Raw genomic sequence first — 24144 nt, 5'->3', positions numbered from 1 at the left:
TCCAAATCCAATCTAATTTTATCTTAAAACGGCATTACTCCGTAATATATTTCTGTCCTAATTTTAAACCAGGTTCATCATACATTTTCATTTGCTTAAACAATTCTGCTTGCATCATTTTTGCAATACCTGCATATGCTGCATCGTGGTAAAAATTAATCAACTCATCCGGATCTTTTTGTAAATCGAATAAATATGGTTTTTCCTTTTTATCAATTACCAATTTATATCTATCACTTACTGCAGAAACCCACCATCCGCCAGACTTGGCGAAATACGTAATCCTATCACTATTTACTACTTTTTTATTGTTTGTAAAATCGTCTGAAGTATCTAAACCTTGAAATTTAGCATCCGTTTTAACATTCATCAAACTTAAAATAGTGGGTGTAAAATCTACATTTGTATAAGCTGTATTGATTACTTTCCCCGAAGGAATTTTCTTTGGATAACGAATTAAAAACGGAATTCTAGCAGAACCTTCATAAGGTACACCTTTGTTACGTCTGTTGTGTTCAAAAAACATATCTCCATGATCTGATGTAAAGACAATAATGGTATTTTCTGATAAATTATTATCTTCTAAAAACTGAAGAATTCTACCTACAGAATCATCAATATGACTCACCATTCCAAAATACTGTTTCAACGCATTTTTTTCATTTTCAAAAGCCTTTTCACCAAAAGCTTCATTATTATCTGGTTTACCGCCACCAGCCCAAGAAGGCTTAATTGCAGTATATTCTGGAGCCATTGTTTTTGGGGCTTCAATATTTAAATCTTCATACATGGTATTGTATGGAGGCTTTGCGTAATCTGGCGTATGCGGATCTGGAATAGAAAGCATTAACGCAAAAGGTTTGTTTTTATCACGCTCTAAAATTTCTAAGGTTTTATCCGTAAAATAATCAGTTGAATGAACAACTTCTTGTTTTGGGAGTTTCGCTGCATTATTCTCATTAATCCCTTTAAATTCATCTCCATTTATATGAAAATAAGGTGCGTGTCCGCCTTTCATCATATACCGATTATCATCAAAACCAGCTTTGTATTTAATACCAAAAGCATATTTTTCATGACCCGCTAAATGCCATTTACCTACATAAGAAGTTGCATAGCCTTGGTCTCTTAAAATGGTTGCAAAAGTGGGTACATCTTCACTAATATGCATTCCGTTTTTTGGAGCACCAGTAGCTCCTGGATGCAAACCTGTAACCAAAGAAGCTCTAGACGGCGTACAAACTGGAGAAGCAGCATAATAGCTTGTTGCAATAGCTCCTTCTTCTGCCAATTTATCTATATACGGAGTTTTAGAGTTGTTTCCTTTTCCCCAAACAAAAGCTTGTGCTTCTGGTAATAATTTTTGATACGCACTAATAGTTCTAAAATTATGCTCATCCGTATGAATGATAATTAAATTTGGCTTTTCATTTGTATTTAAAACTACCTCCTCTTTAGCTTGATTGGTAACTTTTTTCTGACCTGTGCAACTCATTATAGAGAAAACACAAACTACAGAAAACAGTAATTGGTTTTTAATTTTCATGTTATTCGTTTGATTTTGTTATTAGTTAAATACTGTTGCTGCTTTTTTTAATAATTAATACGTTACATCAATAAACCTTAAAGAACCCGCCGGTACTTTTACATCCATTTGACTTTTAGAAACTATTAAATTTTCTTTACTTAAAATATCTTGTACAGATTTTGGTTTTCTATGTTGAAATACAATGGTTACATCCCTTTCTTGAGGTTCAATATATCCGGAATCCATTAAAATAATTCGTGTATGGTTTTCATCAATTTTAATAGCAGACCAAGCAGCACCTTTCACCAAAATAGGTAAACGTTTTGCTCCCGTTTCTACAATCTTTTTTAATTCTGAAGCATATTTTTTAGCGGATACAAATTCATTATTAGAAAGCCCTTGCTTCGCATTACTGATACTAAAAGGAATGTTCTTTTCTGATAATTCTTTGGCACTTTCTATCGGCGCAATTGCGACCATTCCATTAGGAATTTCTGGCATATAGTTCAACCATCTGTATTTTACACCCAAAGCGATTTTAGAGAAATCATTATCTGGAATATTTGTTCCTGCCCAATGCATTTGTGCTACAGAAAAAATAGCATTCTCATCCTCTTTTTTGTACTGTTTTATATTATGATGATTATCTACCGTATGAATCAATTTTTCATCTACATCTTTTATTAAATGCCAAGAACCTATAGATAAAATATCTTCGTTTTCTACCACTGGTAAAACGCCAGATTTCATCATTGCAAATAAAATATCTAAACCCGGTTCTTCTACAAAACCAGAAATAGAAACAATTCCGTAACGCGCACCGTAAGCAGCCATCATAACTCCTTGCCTTAAATAAGGCGAAACTGAATTTTGACCTCCAGGAGTTAGAGGCCTCCAACTTGTAGGATTATCATCAATCAAACGCATGGCAAAATCATTAATATAACCGCCAGATTTCATTCCAATTCGTCCCGCCAAGTTTAAATCTTGAGTTCTATTGCTGGTATCTTCAGATGCAGGTACTAAAAAATCGCTGTATTTTCCTGATAAAAAAACATCTTTCCAAAGTGGTAAATGTGTCGTTGCAGCCCAAAACATATTTTTATATCTAAAATAGAGTTTTGCTCTGTTATTTTTTCTGATTGCTTTTGCCAATCTTGGTAAATAATCTTTTACAAAATATTGTACTCTTGGGTCTTCTACATCGTCCATTTCTGCATATACAAAGCCATAGCAAGTGTTTGGAGCAACTTCTAAAATTTGTTCTAAAGTTTCTATTTGAATGTAAAAAGGATCATTACCATGACCTGCCCAAAAAGTAAAAGGTTGCCCTTTTGCTTCGTAATCTCTAGCCATTTGAATGATATCTTCTCTAGAATCTTGGTACTTTCCTCGTTTGTCTTTTTTTAAGGCCGATTCACCAATTTTATTTACTAAATACGTTCTGTCTGTAGCTTCTTTTGGAGATTTCTGAATCACAAATTTCACGTTTCCTCCGTCTAATTTTTCTACCTTAGAAGAAGCTCCTTTTTTTGTAATCATCACAAAATCTTTGTTAGATTTCTTCTGATAACTAGGTGTTTTATACTCTAAGATTTGGTTGTATAGTTTTGTTAGATTTTGCTCCACAGCTAACATTCTACCTTGTTTTTTATGCGTAGTTTTGTACCAGTTATCTTTTGATAAGTTAAAAAAATCTACATTATTTCCACCATCTACAGTTCCTGTTCCTATTAATTGGTTTGATTTTGGTTCATAAACAAAATCACTGTAAACACACTTTCCGTATTTTTCTCCACCTGTATTTAATAACTTTCCTTTTGTGTCTAAAACAATTAAAACACCGCCGTGTTGAAACATAATTTCGTTTCTACTTGCAAAAAAACTTCCTTGAGAATGTGCATAACGTTGCACCTGCTTTTTACTACCTGCATATTCTGCTAAAACATTAAAGTCAGCATCTAAAGCAGAAAAGAAAGGTTTAAAACTATTATCGGCAAAAAATAAAATATCATCTTTTTGATCATTATTGATGTCGGCTATCGCAATATCTGTAACCATCGTTTTGGTTAATGCTTTTAATTCTTTCTTTTTAATACTAACTTCCTTTAAAACTTGTTTAGAATCAGCATCTAAAATCCCCATAAATTCCCAACGGAATTTATCATGAGAATAGGTCATTAAAAAAAGTGATTGTTTCCCGGAATTTGTAAAAACTCCTGTTTCAATTTTTCTAATTACTCCTTCAATTCTTGTTGATGAAACTTGTTTACCGTTTGTATCTATTTCATACAATTGATAATCATTTCCACCTGCAAAAATTTGAATTTTACCATCATTTTTTACCACAGCAATTTCTGACAAACGTACTTTATGATCTGGAGTAAATTGCCATAGTAATTTTCCATCACTATCAATGCAATAGACTATTCCGTTACCAGCAACAGCTAATAAATCGTCATTTCCATCATTATTAATGTCTTCTGCAATAATTTCAAAAATCACCGAAGGTTGGTCTATTTTATAGTTCCAAAGTTCTTTTCCTTCTAAAGAATAAGCAGCTAAACTTTCACTTAATTCTGATACAAATAAAATGGGTTTATGATTAATTTCTCCAACAACCGAACTTCTAATATTATTGGTTTTTGTTGTAAAATCCTTAGACTGAAAAGCAAACAATTGAGTTGATAACAAAAAACTTATTGCGAAACTAAAAAGTGAATTTATTTTCATTGATAAAGAATATTAATTAGACTTAAAAATAAAAAGACTTAAAACTCTAATATTGAATTTGGTGGTAAAGGAACTTTGTTGTCTTTTCTCCAAGAAACCAATTCTTTTAATAAGCTTTCTGTGGTTTCTACTTCTATATTGGATAAATTCTTAGATTCTTTAGGGTCCGATTTTAAGTTGTATAATTCTAGTTTTCCATCAGCCAAAAACTGAATTAATTTATAATCTCCTTTTCTTATAACAGAACAAGTTCCGTGTTTAAAACGACTTGCTAAATGCCAAAACAATGGTCTTTCTGATAACTTTTTATCATCCGAAGAAAATAAATCTGTCATAGAATTCCCATCTAAAGTTCCTTTAAAATCAGTAATATTTGCTAAATTCATCAACGTAGGAAAAACATCTAAACCACTTACAGCAACTTCACTCCTTCTAGGTCTTACTTTTTTAGGCCAATTCACAAACATGGGCACTTTAATTCCGCCTTCGTAAATATCTCCTTTTGCACCTCTCATAAGCTTATTTGCACTTGCCATACTATGATAACCATTGTCTGACGTGAAGATAATTACCGTATTTTCTCTTAGATTATTAGCGTCTAAATAATCTGTAATTCTTTTGATATTATCATCTACAGATTCCACCATAGTTGCATAACTTGCAAAATATTCGTGCTTCTTTTTATTAGCATGCAACCCTTGACCGGTAATAGTATCACCAGGTTTATCTAAGTATTTTTGATACAATTCTTTACTTCTATATTTTATAGGTCTGTGAACCGCATAATAATTTAAATTGATTAAAAAAGGCTCGTTTTTATGTTCAGCTATAAACTCAATAGCATCATCTGTTAAACGATCTGTTAGCCAATTATCTGTCGGTTTTTTCTCTATAAACGGATTGCTAAATGGAGCCCAATAACCACCTGCAGCACTTTTATAACCACCTTCTTCTAAAGCAGGATCTCCTCTAAAAGTTCCTCCAACATTTTTTACAAAACCTCTTCCTTCCGGATAATATTGTTGAATATCTGGCTTTTTATGAGCTGCTACCCAAGAATAATCACCTGGATTTGGCTGTTTTAATTTTTCTTTAAGCGGATATTCCATTGCCAATTCTTCCTTAGGATAAGGACCAACAATATGCCATTTACCCAAATGGATAGATTTGTAACCTTCTTTAGCCAAAGGTTCTGCATAAATAGGATGCTCTTTACCCACAGTCCATCTAGAAAAAATATTTTCTTGATCGTCTCCTTTTTCTAAAACCGGAACTGTATAAACTCCGGTTCTAAAAGATTGTTTTCCCGTAAAAATTGCAGTTCTAGAAGGCGAACATGTAGGATACATATAGGCATTGTCTAACACCAAACTTTCTTTTGCAAGCGCATCTATATTCGGAGTTTCAAAATATGTGGAGCCATTAAAACCAACATCTGCGTAGCCTAAATCATCCACCAAAACAAATATGATATTTGGTTTTTTAACATCCTTAGAAACTTCTTTTTTTACACTATTGCATGAAATAAAAAAAGGAATTATGATTATTGATGCATAAAGGTGTTTTAAGCGAAACGTCATATTATTTTTAATTAAAATATTATTTTAAAATACTTTTTAATTCTTTTCTAAATGCATTCAAAATCTCTTTATTAGAAGAGTTTTTAGCAATGTTTGTCCACTCGTTCGGGTCTATTCTATGATCATACAATTCCTCAAAACCATCTGAATACACGGTATATCTATAATATTTATTTCTTAAGGAGTGAATTCCTTTGTCTTTAGAAGTTAACACATATTCTTTAACTACGTGCGAAGGATTTTTTACTAAATCATAGATGCTTTTTCCTTCTAATTCTTTATTTATAGGAAGGTTTGCCATTTCCACTAACGTTGGATATACATCTAATAAAGAAACTAAAGAAGTACTTACTTTTGGTTTCCCATCTCCTCTTGGATCAAAAATTAACAAAGGTGTTTTTGCAGAACGTTCCCACAATACATTTTTAGACCAATGTTCTTTTTCACCTAAATGCCAACCATGATCTCCCATTAAAACGATAATGGTATTATCCGCGTATTTACTTTCTTTTAATCCGTTTAGTAAATGTCCTACACAAGCATCGGCAAAAGAAATATTTGCCATATATGCTCTTACCGCTTCTTTCCATTTCCCATGTTCTACAACAGATTTATGAACGCCTCTTTTAGCCATATTTTGTCCCATTTTACCAACATCATCTAAATCATTTTTTAGAGTTTCTGGTAACTTTATGTCTTCTAAGTTATACATGTCAAAAAACTCCTTTGGCGCAAACCAAGGTAAATGAGGTCTAAAAATACCACAAGCTAAAAAGAAAGGTTTATCGTGCTTTTCTTCTAAAAATTTAGCTGCATAATCTGCCGATTCAAAATCATTATTTTCTTCTAAAGTTACATCTACAGGAAACCAATCAAACGAATGTAAAAAAGAACCTTTTACTCCGTAACTTTTTAAATCTAAACCATGAGATTGTTTGTCTTTATCATCAGGAAAAGCACCTCCTAAACCACCTTTTCTTTCTTGTTGAAAAGATCCAGGATCACTACCTGGTCTTGGTTTTTTCCCATTTCCTCTTGGACTGTGAAATATTTTTCCAGCAGCAGCTGTTTTATATCCATTTTTCTCAAAATACTGAGGAATGGTTACTGTATTCTCAAATCCTTTTACATCTCTAAAATGCTCTGAATTACCATAAACACCTGTTGTAGAAGGTCTATAACCAGACATGATACTTGCTCTAGAAGGATTACACAAAGGAGCAGAACAATAGGCATTTTTAAAAATGGTACTTTTATCTGCAAGTGCATCTATATTTGGTGTTTTTGTTTGCGGATTTCCTCCAAAAGCGCCCACCCAATCATTTAAATCATCAACCATAATGAATAAAACATTTGGTTTAGAAGCATCATTTTGAGCAAAACTTGAAAATGTAATTGAAACAAAAAAGAGCGTAATTACACCTTTGATAAATATAGATTTCATTTTTTTTATTTTTAAACAAAGAAACTTTAAACTTATAGGCTGTTTGTATTCTAAGGTTTATAATATGTCTTTATGTGTAGTTTTTACTACTTTTTAAACTGATCGTATTCTGGGTTTATTTTGGCATTTTTAAAGCGAGGTCTGTCTTTCCACATATTGTACGTTGCTTCTAGTTGCTTAGCATCTTCAGGAAACTGACCTTTATCTCCTGTTTCTTTAATCCAGTTTTCTAATACATTTCTGTGGTTAAATAAAACTTCTGAATACTCAGTATTCAATGCTAAATTATTCATTTGATTCGGATCTTTTTTCAAATCATACAATTCTTCTACAGGACGAACCCCAAACCAATGTTGTTCTTGATATGGTGTTAATTTACCTTCCTCATGTAATTTTCTAAAATCTGTTACAATCTTTTTATTATCTCTATAACCAGCTTGCATCATTGGTCTTTCAGGAAAATAATTTTTAATATATCTGTACTCTTCAGAAACTACGGTTCTAATTTTATCAATTGTATAATCACATCTATCTCTTGCTCCAATTACATATTCTTTTTCTTGATAATCATTCGAAAATAAATCTTGTCCCACTAAATAAGAAGGCATTTTAGCATTACCTAACGCTAATGTAGTTGCAGAAACATCTAGCAAAGAAACCAAATCATTTCTTACAGTTCCGGCTTTTAAAACAGGATTATCACCTTTAATAATTAAAGGCACCAACAATCCACCTTCATAACAAAATTGTTTATGTCTTAACGAAGTTGGACTACCATGGTCTGAAAAGAAAAAGATGATGGTATTCTCTAACTCGCCATCTGCTTCTAATTGCTTTATCACTTTTTCTAAAGTAACATCAGAACCTCTGTTTGCATTGTAATGTGTTGTCCAAGCTTCTCTTTGCGATTTTATATTTGGAAAATAAGGTGGTAGTGGCACATCATTAGTAGCCAATTTTTCTCCTTCTCTTACATATTTTGCATCTTTTTTACCTCCCATAATTTGAACTTGTCCAAACCAAGGTTGATTTTTATCTTTTCTAGCATTCCACACATACTCTTTTACAGTCATAAAGTCTATAGCATGATTTCCTTGCCAACCATTCATACCTGCTTTATAATCTTCTTTGGTTCCAACATCATACAAAGCTCTTCTATCGTAATCAAAATTATAATCGTCTTTACCACTATTAAACGTAAAATACCCAGCTTCTTTCATCAATTCCGGAATCGTTTTCATTCCTTCTGGCAAGTGTATTCTTAATTCTTCTGGTACAATTTCACCATCTGTAAACCTACTAGATCTATGATTATGCGTACCCGTTGTGGTTTGATACACACCTGTTATTAATGCAGATCTTGCTGCAGAACAAACTGGTGCGGTTGCATAGGCTCTTTTAAATAAAACGCCATCTGATGCTAATTTATCGATTACCGGTGTGTGCCCTTTATTTATAGAATCTCCATAAGCACCCATAAATGGGGATAAATCTTCTGCTACAACCCATAAAATATTAGGCTTTTTTACTATTTCTTTTGTTTGTTTTGTTGCTTTTTCTTTTTGATTACATGCTACAAAAGCAGTAGCTAACATTAAAACACATAAAATTCTAACTGCGAAATAAGAATACTGTTTTTTCATTTTGTTATTTATTTAAAAGTTTTATTAATTCTTTGGCAAAGGCAATGCCTAATCTTTTTTGCCCTATGGTATTGTAATGTAAATTGTCTGAATGTTTCGGAAAATCTAACCAATTTTCATCGGTGGATGTTTCTATAATTCCTATATTCTTGTCAGAATTAGCTACAGATAACATTGCATTTCTAACTTGTGTTGGGCCAATTTTATATTTTCTTGGCAGCACATTTACTTGTCCTATTACAATTGGTAAATCTTTTATTTTTAATTCACTTCTATACCCATTTATCAAATTCTGAAGATTCTTTTGATAAGACGTTGCTGTAATGGCTTTATTGGTATCACTTTCTCCTTGCATCCAAAGTAAACCTAAGATTTTAAAGGCTTTATTTTCTGCTTTTAATTTTTCTAAATTCTGATGAATATTTTGAATATGAGCAGCATATAATTGCAATGCTTGTCTTTCTTCTCCTCGTTCTGCAATCATTGCTTTTTCTTTTGTCCATTCTGTACTCCAAGCACCGTACAAAGAAGTTCCACCAACAGCTTTTTTAATCAATAAATAATGTTGTTCTGGATTTGCTTCTGCTAAAGTTAACCCCACCATTAATTCTGGACCAAAACTCTTCTTAAAAGAGGATAAGGATTCTGGCTTCTTTTTTTCTATATCTGATGTTGATATTAAAACTCTATCAGAAACATCTTGAATTCTTTTTATAAGAGCAGCATCTAATTCTTTAGAAACACCACGACCTGCCATATTAGATTGACCTGCCAACAAAACAACATGAATTTCTTCTTGAGAAAAAGTTATCGAAGAAATCATAAGGCAAGTCAAAAAACTCAGTAGTAACCTATTCATAAACCTATTTTAGAAAATCTATTAATTCTTGTGCCAATTGTTCACCTAACCTTTTTTGCCCTTCTGTATTGTAATGCACATTGTCTGTATGCTTAGGGAAATCTGACCAACTTGTATCTGTACTTGTTTTTACTAAACTCACATTTTTTACTGCAGATCGCACTTTTCCCATCTGTTCTCTAACCATTTTTGCTCCGTTTTTAATTCCGTATCTAGAGTTAATCTGACCAAAAACAAACGGCATTTCTTCTACATTAAAAGTCGTTCTGTACTTTTTTATTAATTTTTCTAAATTATCTGCGTAACTATTTGCTGCTTTTTCTAAAGTAGCATCATTTTCTCCTTGCATCCAGGCAAACCCAATAATTTTATAAGACTTTCCTTTTTTCTTTAAAATAGCTAAGTTCTCATTGATTAAATTGATGTGTTGTTCAACTAAATTCCAGCTTTGTTTTTTAGCTCCTTTTTCTATTTCTTTCGCTTTATCTAAAGTCCAATCTGGGTTCCAAGCTCCATATAAAGCAGTTCCGCCTTTAGCGTGTTTTATCAACAAAAATTCTTTGTTAGGATATTTTTCTGCCAAGGTTAAACCTATCATCAATTCTGGTCCAAAACGTTTTGTGAAATCGTATTTTTCACTTGGTTTATTTTTGTACCAAGACAATGGTGTTTGGTCTGTATTAGACTGACTTATAAAAACTCTATTTGCAACTTTTTCAATTCTTTCTTTGATAGATGTATCTAAATTATCATAATTACCACCACCGGCCATATTAGATTGTCCTGCTAATAAAACAACTTGGACTTCTTTTTTCTCTTGAGAAATTAAGGCTGTTTTACATGAAAAAAATACTATTATTAATACTACTGATAAGATTTTAGATAATTTCATAAAATTATTTTTCTTTACCTACAAGGTCAAAAAAAGACCTTGCAGGAGTTCATATCTCTTATTATTTTAAAGTAACCTCTACAAAATACACCTCATTGGGTTTTAAAGTTGGTGTTGATGAAACTGAGATTCCTTTTATTAAATCTTTACAAATGATATTTTCATTACCTTTTAATGAAATTTTTAGTGAAGCGTCTCTTTTACCAACATTTACAATAGACAATACATTATTACCAGCATTGTTTTTTACAACTCTCCAAATACATCCTTTTCTATCTGCTGTATTTGTTTCTTCAATAGAAATATCAGAAAGCAGATTTTTTTCTTTTAAGAGTGATAAAACTTCGTTTCTAATTTTAGCAACCGAATTCAATCTAATAATAGTTCCTTTCCCTTTCGTTAAAGCAATTAATTCGTTTCCGTATTCGTTTTTCACTAAACTAATGTCATCAATAATTATAGTTCCTCCATTATTCAAATATGATTGTAAGGCGTTTAATTCATCTTTGGTAACAAAAGGAGTATTATACACAGCAACAACATCCCAATTTTTATTATTCTGTTTTTTAATGATATTTTCAGTTACAAATCCTAACGGAATTCCTTCAAAATTTAAACCTTCATACAAACGATAAAGATCATCCATATGTACTTTTTTATTAATAGCAGACGTTTTAGAATAAAACAAACGGATTGGTTTTCTATCTCTTTGAATTGCCATTATTTCCTCTGAATTGGCATTCAAATCTATTAAAGTCATGGCAACTTCATTAGTTACTCTTGGTTGTTGATTGTTAGAACCCGCATACCCTTTATCTTTTTTTGCTTTGTTAGAAATGGAGCCATCTGCGTTTCTTGGCCAATACCAAATCTGGCTTGCAGTCATTCCGTAAGAATGCGCCAACCAAAAACTAGCTCTTGCGTAATTGGGGGCTAAATCTAATTTACGAGACCTAACAGTTGATAAATAATGTAACTCAGAATTAAAGTTAATTTTATTAGGACTTACAGATTTCATAAAATCATATCCCATACACAACTCTCTCCATTCAAAAGCATAATGTTTTTGCCATTCATGAGGTTTCCCCCAAGTATAGGTGTGATCGGCACCAGAATCGTTACCAATTATTCCGCTTAAATCTGTAAGCACCTCTAAATCAACCCCATGAACTCTTTGGTTATTCGTCCAAAGATTTGGCATAATTTTTAAATGCACTTTTGCATCAACATCGTGTTTTGTTATTTCTGTTTTTAAGAAGGCATACCAATCTGTAACTCTATCCATATTAAAAGCAGCCCAATCATACCAAATTGGAGATCCTTTTAAACTGATATCAATAGGAATATCTATTTGTACATCATTAAAATCTTTAAAATTGGTATTCCAAACTGCATTTAAACTAGCTACATTTTGATGTTTTTTGGATAACCAAACTTTAAATTTTTTAATTGTAAATTGAGAAACACCACCAGAAGCCCATGGTAATTTTTTCTTTTTTGCATCGGTATAAGTATAAAAATGAGGCTCATTAACCAACATATATCCTAACTGACTAAACTTTTTACCAGCCATTTTTGGTACAACAGCTTCTAATAATTTTGTTTGAATTTCTCTAGCTCCAGGATTATCGATATCATACGCAGTATAGGTATCTTCTCTCATAGAAAAATTTGGACCATATTTTTCTTCTGCCCATTTTGGAACACCTTTATGATTCATAAAAATAAAACCTAAAGAACCATTCATTTTTTCGTTCAATAAGTCCATTCTTTTTTTATTGATCGTTCCATCTTCTTTTGAAACAAACGAAGGTGTTATAAAGAAACTATCTTGATTTCCATGAAATTCAGTAAGTTCTTTTGTTTTAGGTTTCCAAGTATAATCAGCTAAAAAAACAGGTCGATTATTAAACGTTAACTGGTCATTTTCTACAGTAACTTTTGTCCAATCTACTTTCGGACTCACTTTTCTAAACGTCTTTTTGTCTAGTAATGATTCAATTTCTAAAATCGCTTTATCTAACATTAAATTCACTTCCTTTCTTTCGAAATTTGGTAAATCTTCTGCCATTTTAGTAGCTTCCATTTTAAAAGAAGGAACTAGTTTATATAAAGATTCATTTACTTTTACATTTTTATCATCCCAATTGGCATACTTTAAAAATACTTCTGCAGTTCTAATAGTCGTTTTTTCCTTTAAAACATCAATATTTTTTTTCTCTGCCTTTTTAACTAATTTTTCTAAAATTTTAATTTTAGAATTCGCTGCTGTTTCTAAAGATTGCGCTTGAACTATATTTGCCGATAAAAATAAAACCAAATAAAAAAGAACCTGTTTCATAACATATTATTTTAAACCTTTATTACTCCTAAATTTCAACTCTTTTTTAGAAGCTTCATCTGCTTTTAAAATATTTTTATTGTCCCCTGAATAAGAGTTTTTAGAAATTTCTACATTCTTACAATGTATCAAATCGAACATATAAGCATCCGGAAACTGAACTTTAAAAGTGTTCGTTTGTTTAATGGTATTTCCTTTAATTATTAGTCCATCTACCCTATCTGCCCAAATTATTCTATTGTCAAATGTTTCAATAAAATTGTTTTCGAAAGTGATATTTCTATCATACGTTATCGTATCATCAAACGATTTCCCTAATCTTGGAGATACTTTTAAGATTGCATGTTCAGAGCCTCCTGTAGCACAATCTACAAATCTGTTATTTCTGATAATTACTTCTTCTACATTACCAGATTCGAACCAATAAAACGTTTCTCCCCTTAACATAATGGAAGACATCATAGAAGATAAATCGTTGTCTTCTATAATAATTTTCTTTGGAGTTTTAATAATGATGTTTCTTGCTCTGTGGTCTCTAATTATATTTTTTCGCATGGTAAAAGTAGGATTCCATGTTTTGTTTTCTAATAGATCTCCAATTTTTAAACCTGCAGGAATTTCATTTTTAAAAGTTATATCTGTATAATAATCGTTAATTACTTTTACAGCAGTTACCGTGTTTATTTCCGCTCTTTGCGGATTTGGTTGTTTTATAAACCAAACCTCATCATTGATTCCTGCAAACTCAAATCCCATTTGTTGGTCATGCATTAAGGCGATTCTAACGGTTTTATCATTTAGAATTTCTTTTACTTCAACATAGGTTCCATGTACGTTTGTTCCATCATCATACATTCCTTCAAGTCGGCAACCTTCAATTAAAATATCACCTTTACAATTTGCAAAATGTGTTGCATCTGCAACGATAGACATTACTCTGTCTGAACCTTCTCTAATATAAATTCCTGAATTTAAAATTTTAATATCTTCAGATCTTTCAAACAAAAACCCCATTCCTAAAGCATGATGAATAGTTACATTATTAAACTCGATGTTTTTAGAATTTCTAGTTAAAAAAGCAGGAGCATATCTATTGTTTAATTTATCTCCTTTAGATTGTAATACAGAACCTACTCTTGGATATTTTTTAAGGTTTTTATCATAAAAACGTAAAATCCCATTCGGTCTTTTTTCTACAAAATTAGATTCTAAGCTTGCATCCCAAGCTCCATAATCTACTGCTTTTGTTTCTTTATTGTGTGGCAAAGAGCTGCCTAAAGACGTAAAATTAAAATGATTGATTCCAGGAAATTCAATCCTACCTTTACTAAGTTTCCATGAAAACCCTTTTGTATATGGTTTTAGCTCATACCACTGTTCTTTTTCATTTACAGCAGTAACATCTCCTTGAAAAGAAAAAGGAATGTCCCAATCTATGGTGATGTTTTTTACATTAACTTTATCTAATCCATCAAATAAAAATGGCAACGTTTGACCTCTAAAAACAAATTCAGAATCATTTCCTTCTATTTCAACGGAATTAAATTTTTCAAAATTAAAAATGATTTTTTTAAACCCATTTCCATGATTTGTAACATACAAGAATTTACCAACCGCATAATCTGTTTTAAAAAAGTAATTTCCTTTTTCAAACACCAATTTAATGTCTTTGGTTTTTGCATTTTCAATTACTTCTCTCACAACCAAAGTCATATCTCCTTTGCTGTGCTTTATATTAATTATTTCAGTTGCATTGCTATTGATCGTTGCAAAAAAAATAAATACTGCTACTATTTTATATAAACTGTTTATCATAATCGCTTTTTATAAATTAACTCCAGACCCTTGTAAAGATGCATCATGCCCCCACATAATCATCCAAGGATCTGAGGTCTCTTTTTGAAATTTTTTCATCTTACTTTTCATCGACTCTAAGACATCACTAAATTCATCTTTATATGCAAGATTGTCTAGCTCATTTTTATCTTTTGATAAATCATACAATTCAAATTCTGGTCTAAATAGAAAATCTTGTACTTTTTTAGGTCCAAAATATTCTATTTTGTTCCTATAAATACTTTGCCAAGTAGAAGACGCCCATAAATCGGATGCAAAAGGATACTCTAACCTATAAGCAATATTCCAAATTAACTTGTAATTTTTACTTCTAACCACTCTCATTGGGTAGTACATAGTAATTTCATGAAACGTATGTGAAGCATAAATTTCGTCCCAACCTTCTGGATCTGCTTTATCTAAAATTGAATTGAACGATTTTCCGTGAAATTGCTCTTTTTTAAATTCAATTTTTGCCATATCTAAAATGGTTGGTGTTAAATCTACCCAAGAAATCATCGCTTTATTTGTTGTCCCTTTTGTACCCTTTGTTGGATCTTTTATAATACAAGGCAATTTAATTCCTGGTTCATTAACGGTAGTTTTAGCACCTGGAAAAGCCATTCCGTTATCAGAAATATAAATAACAATAGTGTTATCTGCCTTACCCGTTTCTTGTAACATTTTCATCAACTTACCAAAACCTTGGTCTATTCTAGAAATACTCTGGTAATATTGTGCAATTTCTTCTCTAGTCTGTTTTGTGTCTGGTAAAAAAGAAGGGACTAAAACATCTTCTGGGTTATAAATTACAGTTTCTACATCTTTATAACCTTCTTTTTTATTTCCAAAACTATTCGGTGTATCCCATTGTTCTGGTTCAAAAGGGTGTCCTCTATGAGGGTCATCTGTACAGAAGTATAAGAAAAATGGTTTGTCTGATTTTAAAACATCGGCACAGGCATCTGCCATTTCAACGGTATTTCTAGGATCTGCTTCTAAAACCTGATTAAAGTGATACACTTTTTCTGGAGCTACATGGTATTTACCAATTCTTGCTGTTTCGTAACCAGATTTCTCCATAATAACAGGTAAAGACGTTTCTGTATCATACGTACTAAAATGATGATAATCATGCACATGACCATAAGAACCAGTTGCGTGACCAAATTTACCTGATAAAATAACAGATCTACTTGCCGCACAACTTGCACTGGTACAATAGGCGTTTGTAAACTTTACCCCTTCTGATGCTAATTGATCTAAATTTGGAGTTTTAATAACCGGATTTCCATACGCACCAATTGCATCGGTACCGTGATCATCTGCAACAAATAAAATAATATTTGGTTGATTACTTTTTGATACCTGCGCAACTTCCTTCTGTTTTTCTGCACACGCAGTAAACCCCAATACAACTATTGCAAATAGTATTTTCATATAATTAGTTCTTTTTAAATACATAATTGATTATCATTTTTTTTAGTTAGAGAACTTTTAGTATTAGCCATTTTTACGAAATAAATTCTAAGTTTTATAAGGACATATTTATTTTTGGTGATTACTTTTTACTCTTTAATATCTATTAAAAAAGAAAAAGCAACCAAAATATTTCATCTAAAACCTCATTGTAAATTTTACACTTTGTAACTACTGTAAAGTTCTAAAACAATCGTACAGCGCTTGTTTTTGAGAATACATTTCTTGTATCTACCAATAATTTATTCTTAAAACGCCTTCTCTAACTCTATATCTATAAATCTAAAAGCACCTAAAGGAATATTTATTTTTACCGAAGAATTTTCTACTTTAAATGCTTCTTCACTTAAAATATCTGTGATTTTTTTAATCTTAATATTATTAAAACTTACAATTGCAGTACTCTCTTCTGGGTTGATGTACCCATTATCTAAAATGGTTAATCTTAAATGTTTTGGAGACGTTTGTGCAACTACCCAAGCAACATCACCAGAAACAGTAACAGGTAGCTTTTTAGCACTTTCTTTAATCTCTTTTTCTATTATTTTATAGTATTCATTTGCTTTATAAGTTTCTTTACCATCAGCAGAATAATAATTATGTCCGTCTGTAATATATTCCTTTAAAATATTTTTATAAAAAGGATGTAAATTTTCTGAAAGTGATTTTCTTACTACATTTTTCTGAGCAAAAACTCCTTTTTGAGGTGGCGTAATTAATACCAATCCGTTTTCATAAGGCGCTAAAAAGTTTAATCTTCTTTCTTTAACTCCAGCAGCATATCTAGAAAAGTCCCATTCTGTAACTGCTGCTCCTGGCCAGGAACCACTTAATCTACTTATAGCATACGGATTATTATTTTCGAACTCTTCATCATAAAAAATACTCCATTTTACATTAGATCCTTCATCTATATAATGATGATCTGGTTCTTTCATGCTTACATGAACTGGCGAAAAACTTAAAATTTCATTTCGTTTTGGCACATATAAAGCTCCTTTTGCAATCAGCTCCCAATAAACACTTAAATAGTCTTGATCTACCGCAAAATTATTAATGTATTGCGCTCCATAAGAAGTATGAAAAATTAGCATTCTTAAAAAATGATTAGGCAATCTCTGGTATCCTAATTGTCTAGATCTATCAAAAGCAGTATTGTCTGGCACAGATCTGGTTCCCCAAGAATTGACTGCACCACTTGCCCACATACCTGTTCTACCTGCCAAACTAAGCTCCATAGATTTATCTGTGGTTTCTTCCATAGAAGGCACAAAAACATCTGCAAATTCACCAGACATTAAACGAGACCAAGGTTTGTTATAATTACTACCTAACCAAGAAACATGTTTAGACCTTAAAAAGATATTGGTATTTTTTCCTTGTACATATTTTGCCAAAGGATACACTAAATCATCGACCAAAAAGTTTAAATTATCTGAATGATCTTCCATTTCTGGATAAATTAAAACTGTTTTCTTTCCGTTAGCCATATCTACAACTTTCTTTGTAGTGTTTATATGAAACATATACGGATCGTTACCATGACCTGCCCAATAAGCAATACCTGGTTCTCCTTTAAACTGATTGGTAATTTGCGTTAAAGCCTCATCACTTGTTAATGTATATTTCTTTCTTCTATCTCTAGAATTTTTATATTTTTCATTGGTGACTTGAGAACGATCCCAATTTTCTACTTCTCTCATGTGTAATGAGTTTAAGAAAACTGGAGACTCATAATTTTTAGAAATTTTATTTTTTAACCCTATTAAATTATCAGGTACTTTTTCTGTCATAAAATAAACAGGTTGCGATTTTTCTTGATAATCTGGTTTCTGAAACTGATCTAAATTATTTCTGATACTTTTTGTATTTGCTAAAATGGAAGCAATTTTACCTAGAGGATGTAAGTTTTTAAATTCCTTTTTCCAATTTTTATTTTCTGTATTGATAATATGAATCTGACTTCCTCCACTTTGGCTACTTGCCAAAATAATATTATTTGTTGTTGGGTCTTTCCATAAATCATTATACGCATAGGTACTTACCAATCTTTCTACAGAAGTTTTATAATTCCCTTTTTCATATAAATGAATTTGACTTCCGGCTCTTGATAATAAAATATCTTTTCCGTTTTGTTTAATCACTTCAGAATGTGCAATATCATAACCAAAACTAATTTTATCTAATTTATGAAAAGTAAATGTATCTTCTTTAATACTGTACAATGTTACCAACAAATCATTTACATGAGCAGATGCACCCAATAAAATTTCTTTTTCTCCATCATTATCATAATCAACAATTTTTAAATCTCCTATGGGTCTAATTCTTAATTTTCCTTTTACAGATTTATCTTGTTGAATTGGTTTCTTTTTAAAAGGAAGATTTTCTAAAGGATTAAAAAAATACAAAGTACCTACATTCTGCATGTGATTGTTGGTACCCAAAACTACTAAAGTTTCGGTCTGGTCTTTGTTCTCTACAACTCTTATAAAATTAGTCATGCTCACATTATTCGGAGCTCTTTTTTGACCAACTTTTTTATATGATTTTTCAATTGAAAAAGTGGACGTTTCAATTTCTTTTACTTCCTTCCCTTTTGTATCTAAGTAATAGATTTTCTTATCAAACCCACCAGCTACAACATACATTTTATTGTCTTTTTTAATTGCAGTAACTGCAAACATAGGTGCATCATTCTTTTTAAAACTCCACAATAATTTTCCTTCAGCATTTAAACAATAAATATTACCATCTGCATTTGCTGCTAAAATTTCATCTTTACCATCATTATCTAAATCTCGTATCCAAACATCATGATTCATAAAACCAGACAAAGCATTTTTCCATAGAATTTTTCCATCAAAAGAAACACCTAACAAAGTCCCTTCATAACTGTTTGCAACGATATAAGAACTTCCTTTATTAATAGCCGTTCTCACTTTTAATATGGTTAGTCCCGTTTCTATACTAACGATTGCTTTATCATCCTTCATCGTATTTGGCTTATTAGATGAACAGTTAAAACTCACTAATAACGTAACTGCAATTAGTAAAGACTTTTTAAGAATTTTATTCATATATGATTCGTTTTTAAACTTATTATAAAATAAGCTATTTAAAAGTTTCTATTTGTACTTGTGAATATATTAAAAGTATGCATGCGTAAATCTAAATAATAAAAAACGCCACATAAGAATATGTAGCGTTTTCATTTATAATATTATTTGAAATTTAGAATCCAGATCCAGGAGCTTCTGGAGCTGCACTAGAAGCTTGCGCCTTTTGTGGATTAAGTTTTCTTAACAGCAACACTTTTAATTAAAAGAATAAATTAATTATTATGAAAGTTTATTCTCATTCTCTGCTCCATATTTACTTGGAGAAACGTTGTATTTTTCTTTAAAAATTTTTGTGAAATGTGTTCTACTTTTAAAACCTGTCATTAAAAAAACTTCGTTTACAGATAATTTTTGATGTACTAGAAATTGTGCTGCCTTTTTTAAACGATACATTTTTATCAACTCAAAAGGAGTTTGATTGGTCAATACTTTTACTTTTTGATAAAAATGTGTTCTATTCAAATACAATTCTTTAGCCAAGGTATTAATGTCAAAATCTTGATTATCTAGATTCTCTTCCATTATACTATACAACTTCTCTAAAAAAGCATTATCGTTTCTATTGTTCTTATTATTTTCTTTGGTTAACGGAATACCAACCTGATATCTTTCTCTTAATTGCTTTCTATTACTAAGTAACGCCTCTGTATTTGTAATTAAACGCTGTACATTAAAAGGTTTTTTTATGTAGGCATCTGCTCCATCTCTTAGGCCTCTAACATGATCTTCTATGTTTGTTAATGCAGTAAGTAAAATTACAGGGATATGACTTGTTTTTAAATCAGATTTAATTGCAATACATAAATCTAAGCCATTTAGCTGTGGCATTTGCACATCACTAATTACTATATCTGGCCAATTATTTTCTAAAGCCTCTAAACATTCTTGTCCGTCTCTAAAAGCCCTAACTGTAAAATACTTAGACAAAATACCCGTAACGTAGGTTCTCATTTCTAAATTATCTTCAGCATAAAAAACCAAAGCATCAGAAAATTCGCCACTAACAGTTACCGTTGTTAAATCTTCTTCTACAATTTGTTTATCAATTACAATTTCTTTTTCTTTTGGTAGCTCTACCGTTTTTTTATCTAAAACTTCATCTTCTTCTACCTGTTGTTTTACTATTGGTAATTGAAAACTTATAGTAGTTCCTTCATTTACGGTACTCGTTGCATTTATGTAACCATAATGCATCTCTACCAATTTTTTTGAAAAAGCCAAACCAATACCAGAACCAGCAATATGCTCTTTTTGAGTAGATTCTGATTGATAAAATCTTTCAAAAACATGTTCTAAATCTACCTCATCTATTCCCATTCCTGTATCTATAACAGACACATTTAAGTCTTTCTCATCACAACTAAATTCAATTTTAATAGTGTCTCCTGCCTTGGTATATTTAAAAGCATTATTAATTAAATTATTGCAAATCTTTTCAATTTTACTCTTATCACCAGAGACTATAATATTTTTGTTTTTAGCAACAAGCTGAAATTCTTTCTGATCTTTACTTGCCAAAAACATAAAATCGTTTGCTAATTCTTGTAAAAAATCATTAAAGTTAAAGCGCGTATAATGCATTTTTAACAAGTTAGCTTCTGCCCTTCTAAAATCGTGAACTTGATCTACTAATTGTTTTATTTTTTTAGTTTGACGTTTCACCAAACTTAATTTTTCCGACACATCTAAATTATTCTTATACCGATCTAATAAAACATCTACAGGCCCAGAAATAAGCGTTATTGGTGTTTTAATTTCATGAGAAATGTTAGAAAAAAACCGCAATTTAGATTCATTTAATTCTTTTACAGTATCTTTTTCTAATTTCTCTATGGCTACATTATGATTTAAAAATTGAATTTTAGTAATCGTAGAAATAATTAAATAAAGTATTAGTAAAATTAACAATGCGTAAATAAAATAAGCAGTGTTGGTTTTCCAAAAAGGAGGAACAATTACAATTTTAAGATTTTTAGGTGGTGTCCATTCATTTAATGAATTCGAAGCCATAAAACTTAACTCATACTCTCCTGGTTGTAAACCACTATAATTAACTACATTATTATTTGATGCTGTTACTACCCAATCTTTATTAATTGGATGTAATTTATACCTTAAGGAATGGTTTTTAGGATTAGAAAAATGTAGGCTTGCAATATCAAAAGAAAACACGTTTTCATCATGTTGTAGTTCTATCTCATTTAATTCAGACAAACTCTTTTTTAAGATTACCCTATCTTTAATGGTATCTCCGGGAGAAATTGCACGATTAAATATTTTTAAATTTTCTAATTGAACTTTAGGTAATTCTTCTTTATTAATAATCTTATCCGGATTAAAATAACAAAATCCATCTACGCCAGAAAAAAGAAGTGTACCATTCTTCAATTTTTCGGAAGAGAATAAAAAGTCTTCAAAAGGCAAACCATCTACCAAATTAAACTTTCTAAAAACCTTACTTTTTAAATCAAATTTATTTAAACCAATATTGGTAGAAACCCATAAACTATTTTCATTATCAGCCAATATACTCTTTACAACATTATTTGAAAGTCCATCTTTTTCGGTAAAAGAAGTAAAGGCTAATCCATTATCTTTTGTTTCTACTTTACAAATTCCACCACTCTCTGTTCCAACCCATAAATCGCCATTTGGCAACCTTAAAATTGATGTTACAAAATTACTTGATATTGAGGTTTTATCATTTTTATCATTTACAAATTGATGAATACTTAACTCTTCTAATGGTGTATCTTTAAGATTATCAACTCTAAACAATCCGTCTGAATCTACTCCGATCCAGATAAAATTCTTTTGTGGATCTGCATAAATATATCTTGCTAATGCAATTTTTTTAGAATCAAAATAAGGGTTCTCATTTAAAGATTCTATATTTTTAATTGTATTTGAATTATCTATAGTTATTTTAAAAACACCTTGACTAGCACCAATCCAAATATTTCCATATCTATCTTCGGTAAAAGACCTAAAAGCTTGTAATGGACTATTTATAAAATAATTAGATGTTATTTTCTCTAGATTTTTACTTCCTGGTTTTATCCTAAAAAAACCAACTCCCGTAATTTTTAACCAAGTATTTTTTTTTGAATCTACAAAAACAGATGAAACACTTAATAAATAATTTTCAGGTATGTTAAAAGGTAAGGGTTCAAATAGTTCTGTTTCTGTATTAAACAAAGAAATGCCCCCAAAAACGCCCGTAATATAAACTCTTTGACTATCTAAATTAGAAAAATGAGTAATCGAATTAGAAGCAATACCATACTTATAATCCATTTTTCTATTATACTTCTTAAAGGGAGTTTCTTTAATATCAAACTGATATAAACCTTTATTAAAAGTACCAACCCAAATATTATTAGCCGCAGAAATTATGCTACTAATTCTTAGTCTATCTAAACCATCATTAAAATATTGTATTTTAAAAGGTTTTACACTATTACAGGTTAGGTTCTTTTTAATGTCATTAATTTTAAGAATCCCCTTATTTAAGGTACCAACCCATAAATCTCCATTATCATCTATAGATAAGTTATTTAACTGCTTTTCTGATAATATTTGTTCTTTAAAAGTAAATTCGTTTTTTGCTGCATTGTAGCAAACCACTCCTAAACCATACTCTAAATTAATTAAAAATAGAGATTCATTTACCCTAGTAATTCCGGTAGCATAATTGATATTTTTATCTAATATCTTTTTAAAACTATTTTTTAAAGTGTCAAAAAAATACACCCCATTTGATGTAATAAAGACTAAATTTTCATCCTTTAACTCTAAAACATCGTAAAATTTTAAACTGTTAGGTTCGTTTACTTTTGGATCAAATCGATTTATTAACTTATAATCTTCATCGAAGAGAAAGACTCCATTACCTTCTGTTAAACAGTAAATCTTGTTGTTTTTCTTATTGATAAAAACCTTTCTTATTATGGGACCACTATTGTCTTTACCAATAAGTTTATTGGAATATAATTTGATAAATTTTTCTTGAGAAGACTTATATATGGTAACACCCTGATCGGTACCAATCCATATATTTTTTTTGTGATCTTCTGTAATAGATCTAACTCTGTTACTTGTAAGAATATCTTTATCTATGGTGTTTTTAAAGGTGACCAGCTTGTAACCATCATATTTATTAATCCCCTCATAAGTTCCAACCCATAAAAAACCATTGCTATCTTTTAATACAGATGTTACTCCATTATGTGCTAAACCATCAGAAATGGTGATTTTTTTCGCATATTCAATGCTGTTTTCTTGAGAAAAAAAGCTGACTACACAAAAAAATGTAAGTAAAAAAGCGAAGCAATATTTTTTTAACATTGGCGTATGGAAGTTTAATAAGGCAATAAAAATACTAAAGTTTTTCTGTTTTAAGATAATAATGAATTTATAATAAGTTAGAAATAATATACTTCTTTTATTAAGTCTCTTTTCTATATTAAGATCTTCAAGATAAATCACAAAACCTAAAATATTTCTTTAAAATTACTTTTCTTCAGAGGATTTAAATGAAATATAAAATAAAGGAAAACTTAAATGTAGAGTTGGCTTCATTTTTATTTCAGGAATAAGTTAAACTTTTCTATGATAATTTTAAAATAATTCACATTGAGGTTCTTCTATATTAAAAAAGTCTATATCACATTCAAGGAACCATCTC

12 protein-coding genes are annotated in these 24144 nt (G+C 30.6%); all 12 read right to left on the bottom strand.

Annotated features, from left to right (window positions below):
• Positions 1-34: 34 nt before the first annotated feature.
• The 12 genes from GQS57_RS09695 to GQS57_RS09640 all read right to left on the bottom strand — a co-directional run bounded on the left by GQS57_RS09695 (position 35) and on the right by GQS57_RS09640 (position 23804).
• Positions 35-1546: a sulfatase gene (locus GQS57_RS09695; RefSeq protein WP_165732644.1), complete on the bottom strand. Its 1512-nt coding sequence runs from the start codon at positions 1544-1546 to the stop codon at positions 35-37.
• A 54-nt stretch (positions 1547-1600) separates the two neighbouring features.
• A complete protein-coding gene (locus tag GQS57_RS09690; protein WP_165732643.1) occupies positions 1601-4261 on the bottom strand; it encodes a hypothetical protein in 2661 nt (886 codons plus the stop codon).
• A gap of 38 nt (positions 4262-4299) precedes the next feature.
• Complete coding sequence (locus GQS57_RS09685; RefSeq protein ID WP_165732642.1) at positions 4300-5841, bottom strand: sulfatase; 1542 nt, start codon at positions 5839-5841, stop codon at positions 4300-4302.
• Positions 5842-5860: 19 nt separating this feature from the next.
• Positions 5861-7285: a sulfatase gene (locus GQS57_RS09680; RefSeq protein ID WP_165732641.1), complete on the bottom strand. Its 1425-nt coding sequence runs from the start codon at positions 7283-7285 to the stop codon at positions 5861-5863.
• An 86-nt stretch (positions 7286-7371) separates the two neighbouring features.
• Positions 7372-8928, bottom strand: a complete 1557-nt coding sequence (locus tag GQS57_RS09675; RefSeq protein WP_205860249.1) for a sulfatase — start codon at positions 8926-8928, stop codon at positions 7372-7374.
• A 4-nt stretch (positions 8929-8932) separates the two neighbouring features.
• The gene (locus GQS57_RS09670) at positions 8933-9751 is read right to left on the bottom strand and encodes a sialate O-acetylesterase (protein WP_165732640.1); all 819 of its coding nucleotides are present in this window, start codon (positions 9749-9751) and stop codon (positions 8933-8935) included.
• Positions 9752-9791: 40 nt separating this feature from the next.
• Complete coding sequence (locus GQS57_RS09665) at positions 9792-10679, bottom strand: sialate O-acetylesterase (protein ID WP_165732639.1); 888 nt, start codon at positions 10677-10679, stop codon at positions 9792-9794.
• Between the two features lie 61 nt (positions 10680-10740).
• Entirely contained in the window at positions 10741-13020 is a 2280-nt protein-coding gene (locus tag GQS57_RS09660; RefSeq protein WP_165732638.1) for an alpha-amylase family protein, read from the bottom strand.
• Positions 13021-13026: 6 nt separating this feature from the next.
• Positions 13027-14835 carry a right-handed parallel beta-helix repeat-containing protein gene (locus tag GQS57_RS09655; protein ID WP_205860248.1) on the bottom strand — a complete coding sequence of 603 codons (1809 nt, stop codon included), beginning with the start codon at positions 14833-14835 and terminating at the stop codon, positions 13027-13029.
• A 9-nt stretch (positions 14836-14844) separates the two neighbouring features.
• Positions 14845-16296: a sulfatase gene (locus tag GQS57_RS09650; protein WP_165732637.1), complete on the bottom strand. Its 1452-nt coding sequence runs from the start codon at positions 16294-16296 to the stop codon at positions 14845-14847.
• Positions 16297-16583: 287 nt separating this feature from the next.
• Entirely contained in the window at positions 16584-19415 is a 2832-nt protein-coding gene (locus GQS57_RS09645; RefSeq protein WP_165732636.1) for a PQQ-binding-like beta-propeller repeat protein, read from the bottom strand.
• A 261-nt stretch (positions 19416-19676) separates the two neighbouring features.
• Positions 19677-23804: a hybrid sensor histidine kinase/response regulator transcription factor gene (locus GQS57_RS09640; protein WP_165732635.1), complete on the bottom strand. Its 4128-nt coding sequence runs from the start codon at positions 23802-23804 to the stop codon at positions 19677-19679.
• Positions 23805-24144 lie beyond the last annotated feature (340 nt).

This window comes from Polaribacter sp. 20A6 (genome assembly GCF_011378915.1).
GTDB classification, from domain to species: domain Bacteria; phylum Bacteroidota; class Bacteroidia; order Flavobacteriales; family Flavobacteriaceae; genus Polaribacter; species Polaribacter sejongensis.
The sequence above is the reverse complement of the archived record's forward strand: the minus strand, read 5'-3'. Positions and strand labels throughout refer to the sequence as shown.

Bases quoted from the DNA above. Each gene is read 5' to 3' on its own strand.
- GQS57_RS09695 (WP_165732644.1), bottom strand. From the start codon at position 1,546: ATGAAAATTAAAAACCAATTACTGTTTTCTGTAGTTTGTGTTTTCTCT.
- GQS57_RS09690 (WP_165732643.1), bottom strand. From the start codon at position 4,261: ATGAAAATAAATTCACTTTTTAGTTTCGCAATAAGTTTTTTGTTATCA.
- GQS57_RS09685 (WP_165732642.1), bottom strand. From the start codon at position 5,841: ATGACGTTTCGCTTAAAACACCTTTATGCATCAATAATCATAATTCCT.
- GQS57_RS09680 (WP_165732641.1), bottom strand. From the start codon at position 7,285: ATGAAATCTATATTTATCAAAGGTGTAATTACGCTCTTTTTTGTTTCA.
- GQS57_RS09675 (WP_205860249.1), bottom strand. From the start codon at position 8,928: ATGAAAAAACAGTATTCTTATTTCGCAGTTAGAATTTTATGTGTTTTA.
- GQS57_RS09670 (WP_165732640.1), bottom strand. From the start codon at position 9,751: ATGATTTCTTCGATAACTTTTTCTCAAGAAGAAATTCATGTTGTTTTG.
- GQS57_RS09665 (WP_165732639.1), bottom strand. From the start codon at position 10,679: ATGAAATTATCTAAAATCTTATCAGTAGTATTAATAATAGTATTTTTT.
- GQS57_RS09660 (WP_165732638.1), bottom strand. From the start codon at position 13,020: ATGAAACAGGTTCTTTTTTATTTGGTTTTATTTTTATCGGCAAATATA.
- GQS57_RS09655 (WP_205860248.1), bottom strand. From the start codon at position 14,835: ATGATAAACAGTTTATATAAAATAGTAGCAGTATTTATTTTTTTTGCA.
- GQS57_RS09650 (WP_165732637.1), bottom strand. From the start codon at position 16,296: ATGAAAATACTATTTGCAATAGTTGTATTGGGGTTTACTGCGTGTGCA.
- GQS57_RS09645 (WP_165732636.1), bottom strand. From the start codon at position 19,415: ATGAATAAAATTCTTAAAAAGTCTTTACTAATTGCAGTTACGTTATTA.
- GQS57_RS09640 (WP_165732635.1), bottom strand. From the start codon at position 23,804: ATGTTAAAAAAATATTGCTTCGCTTTTTTACTTACATTTTTTTGTGTA.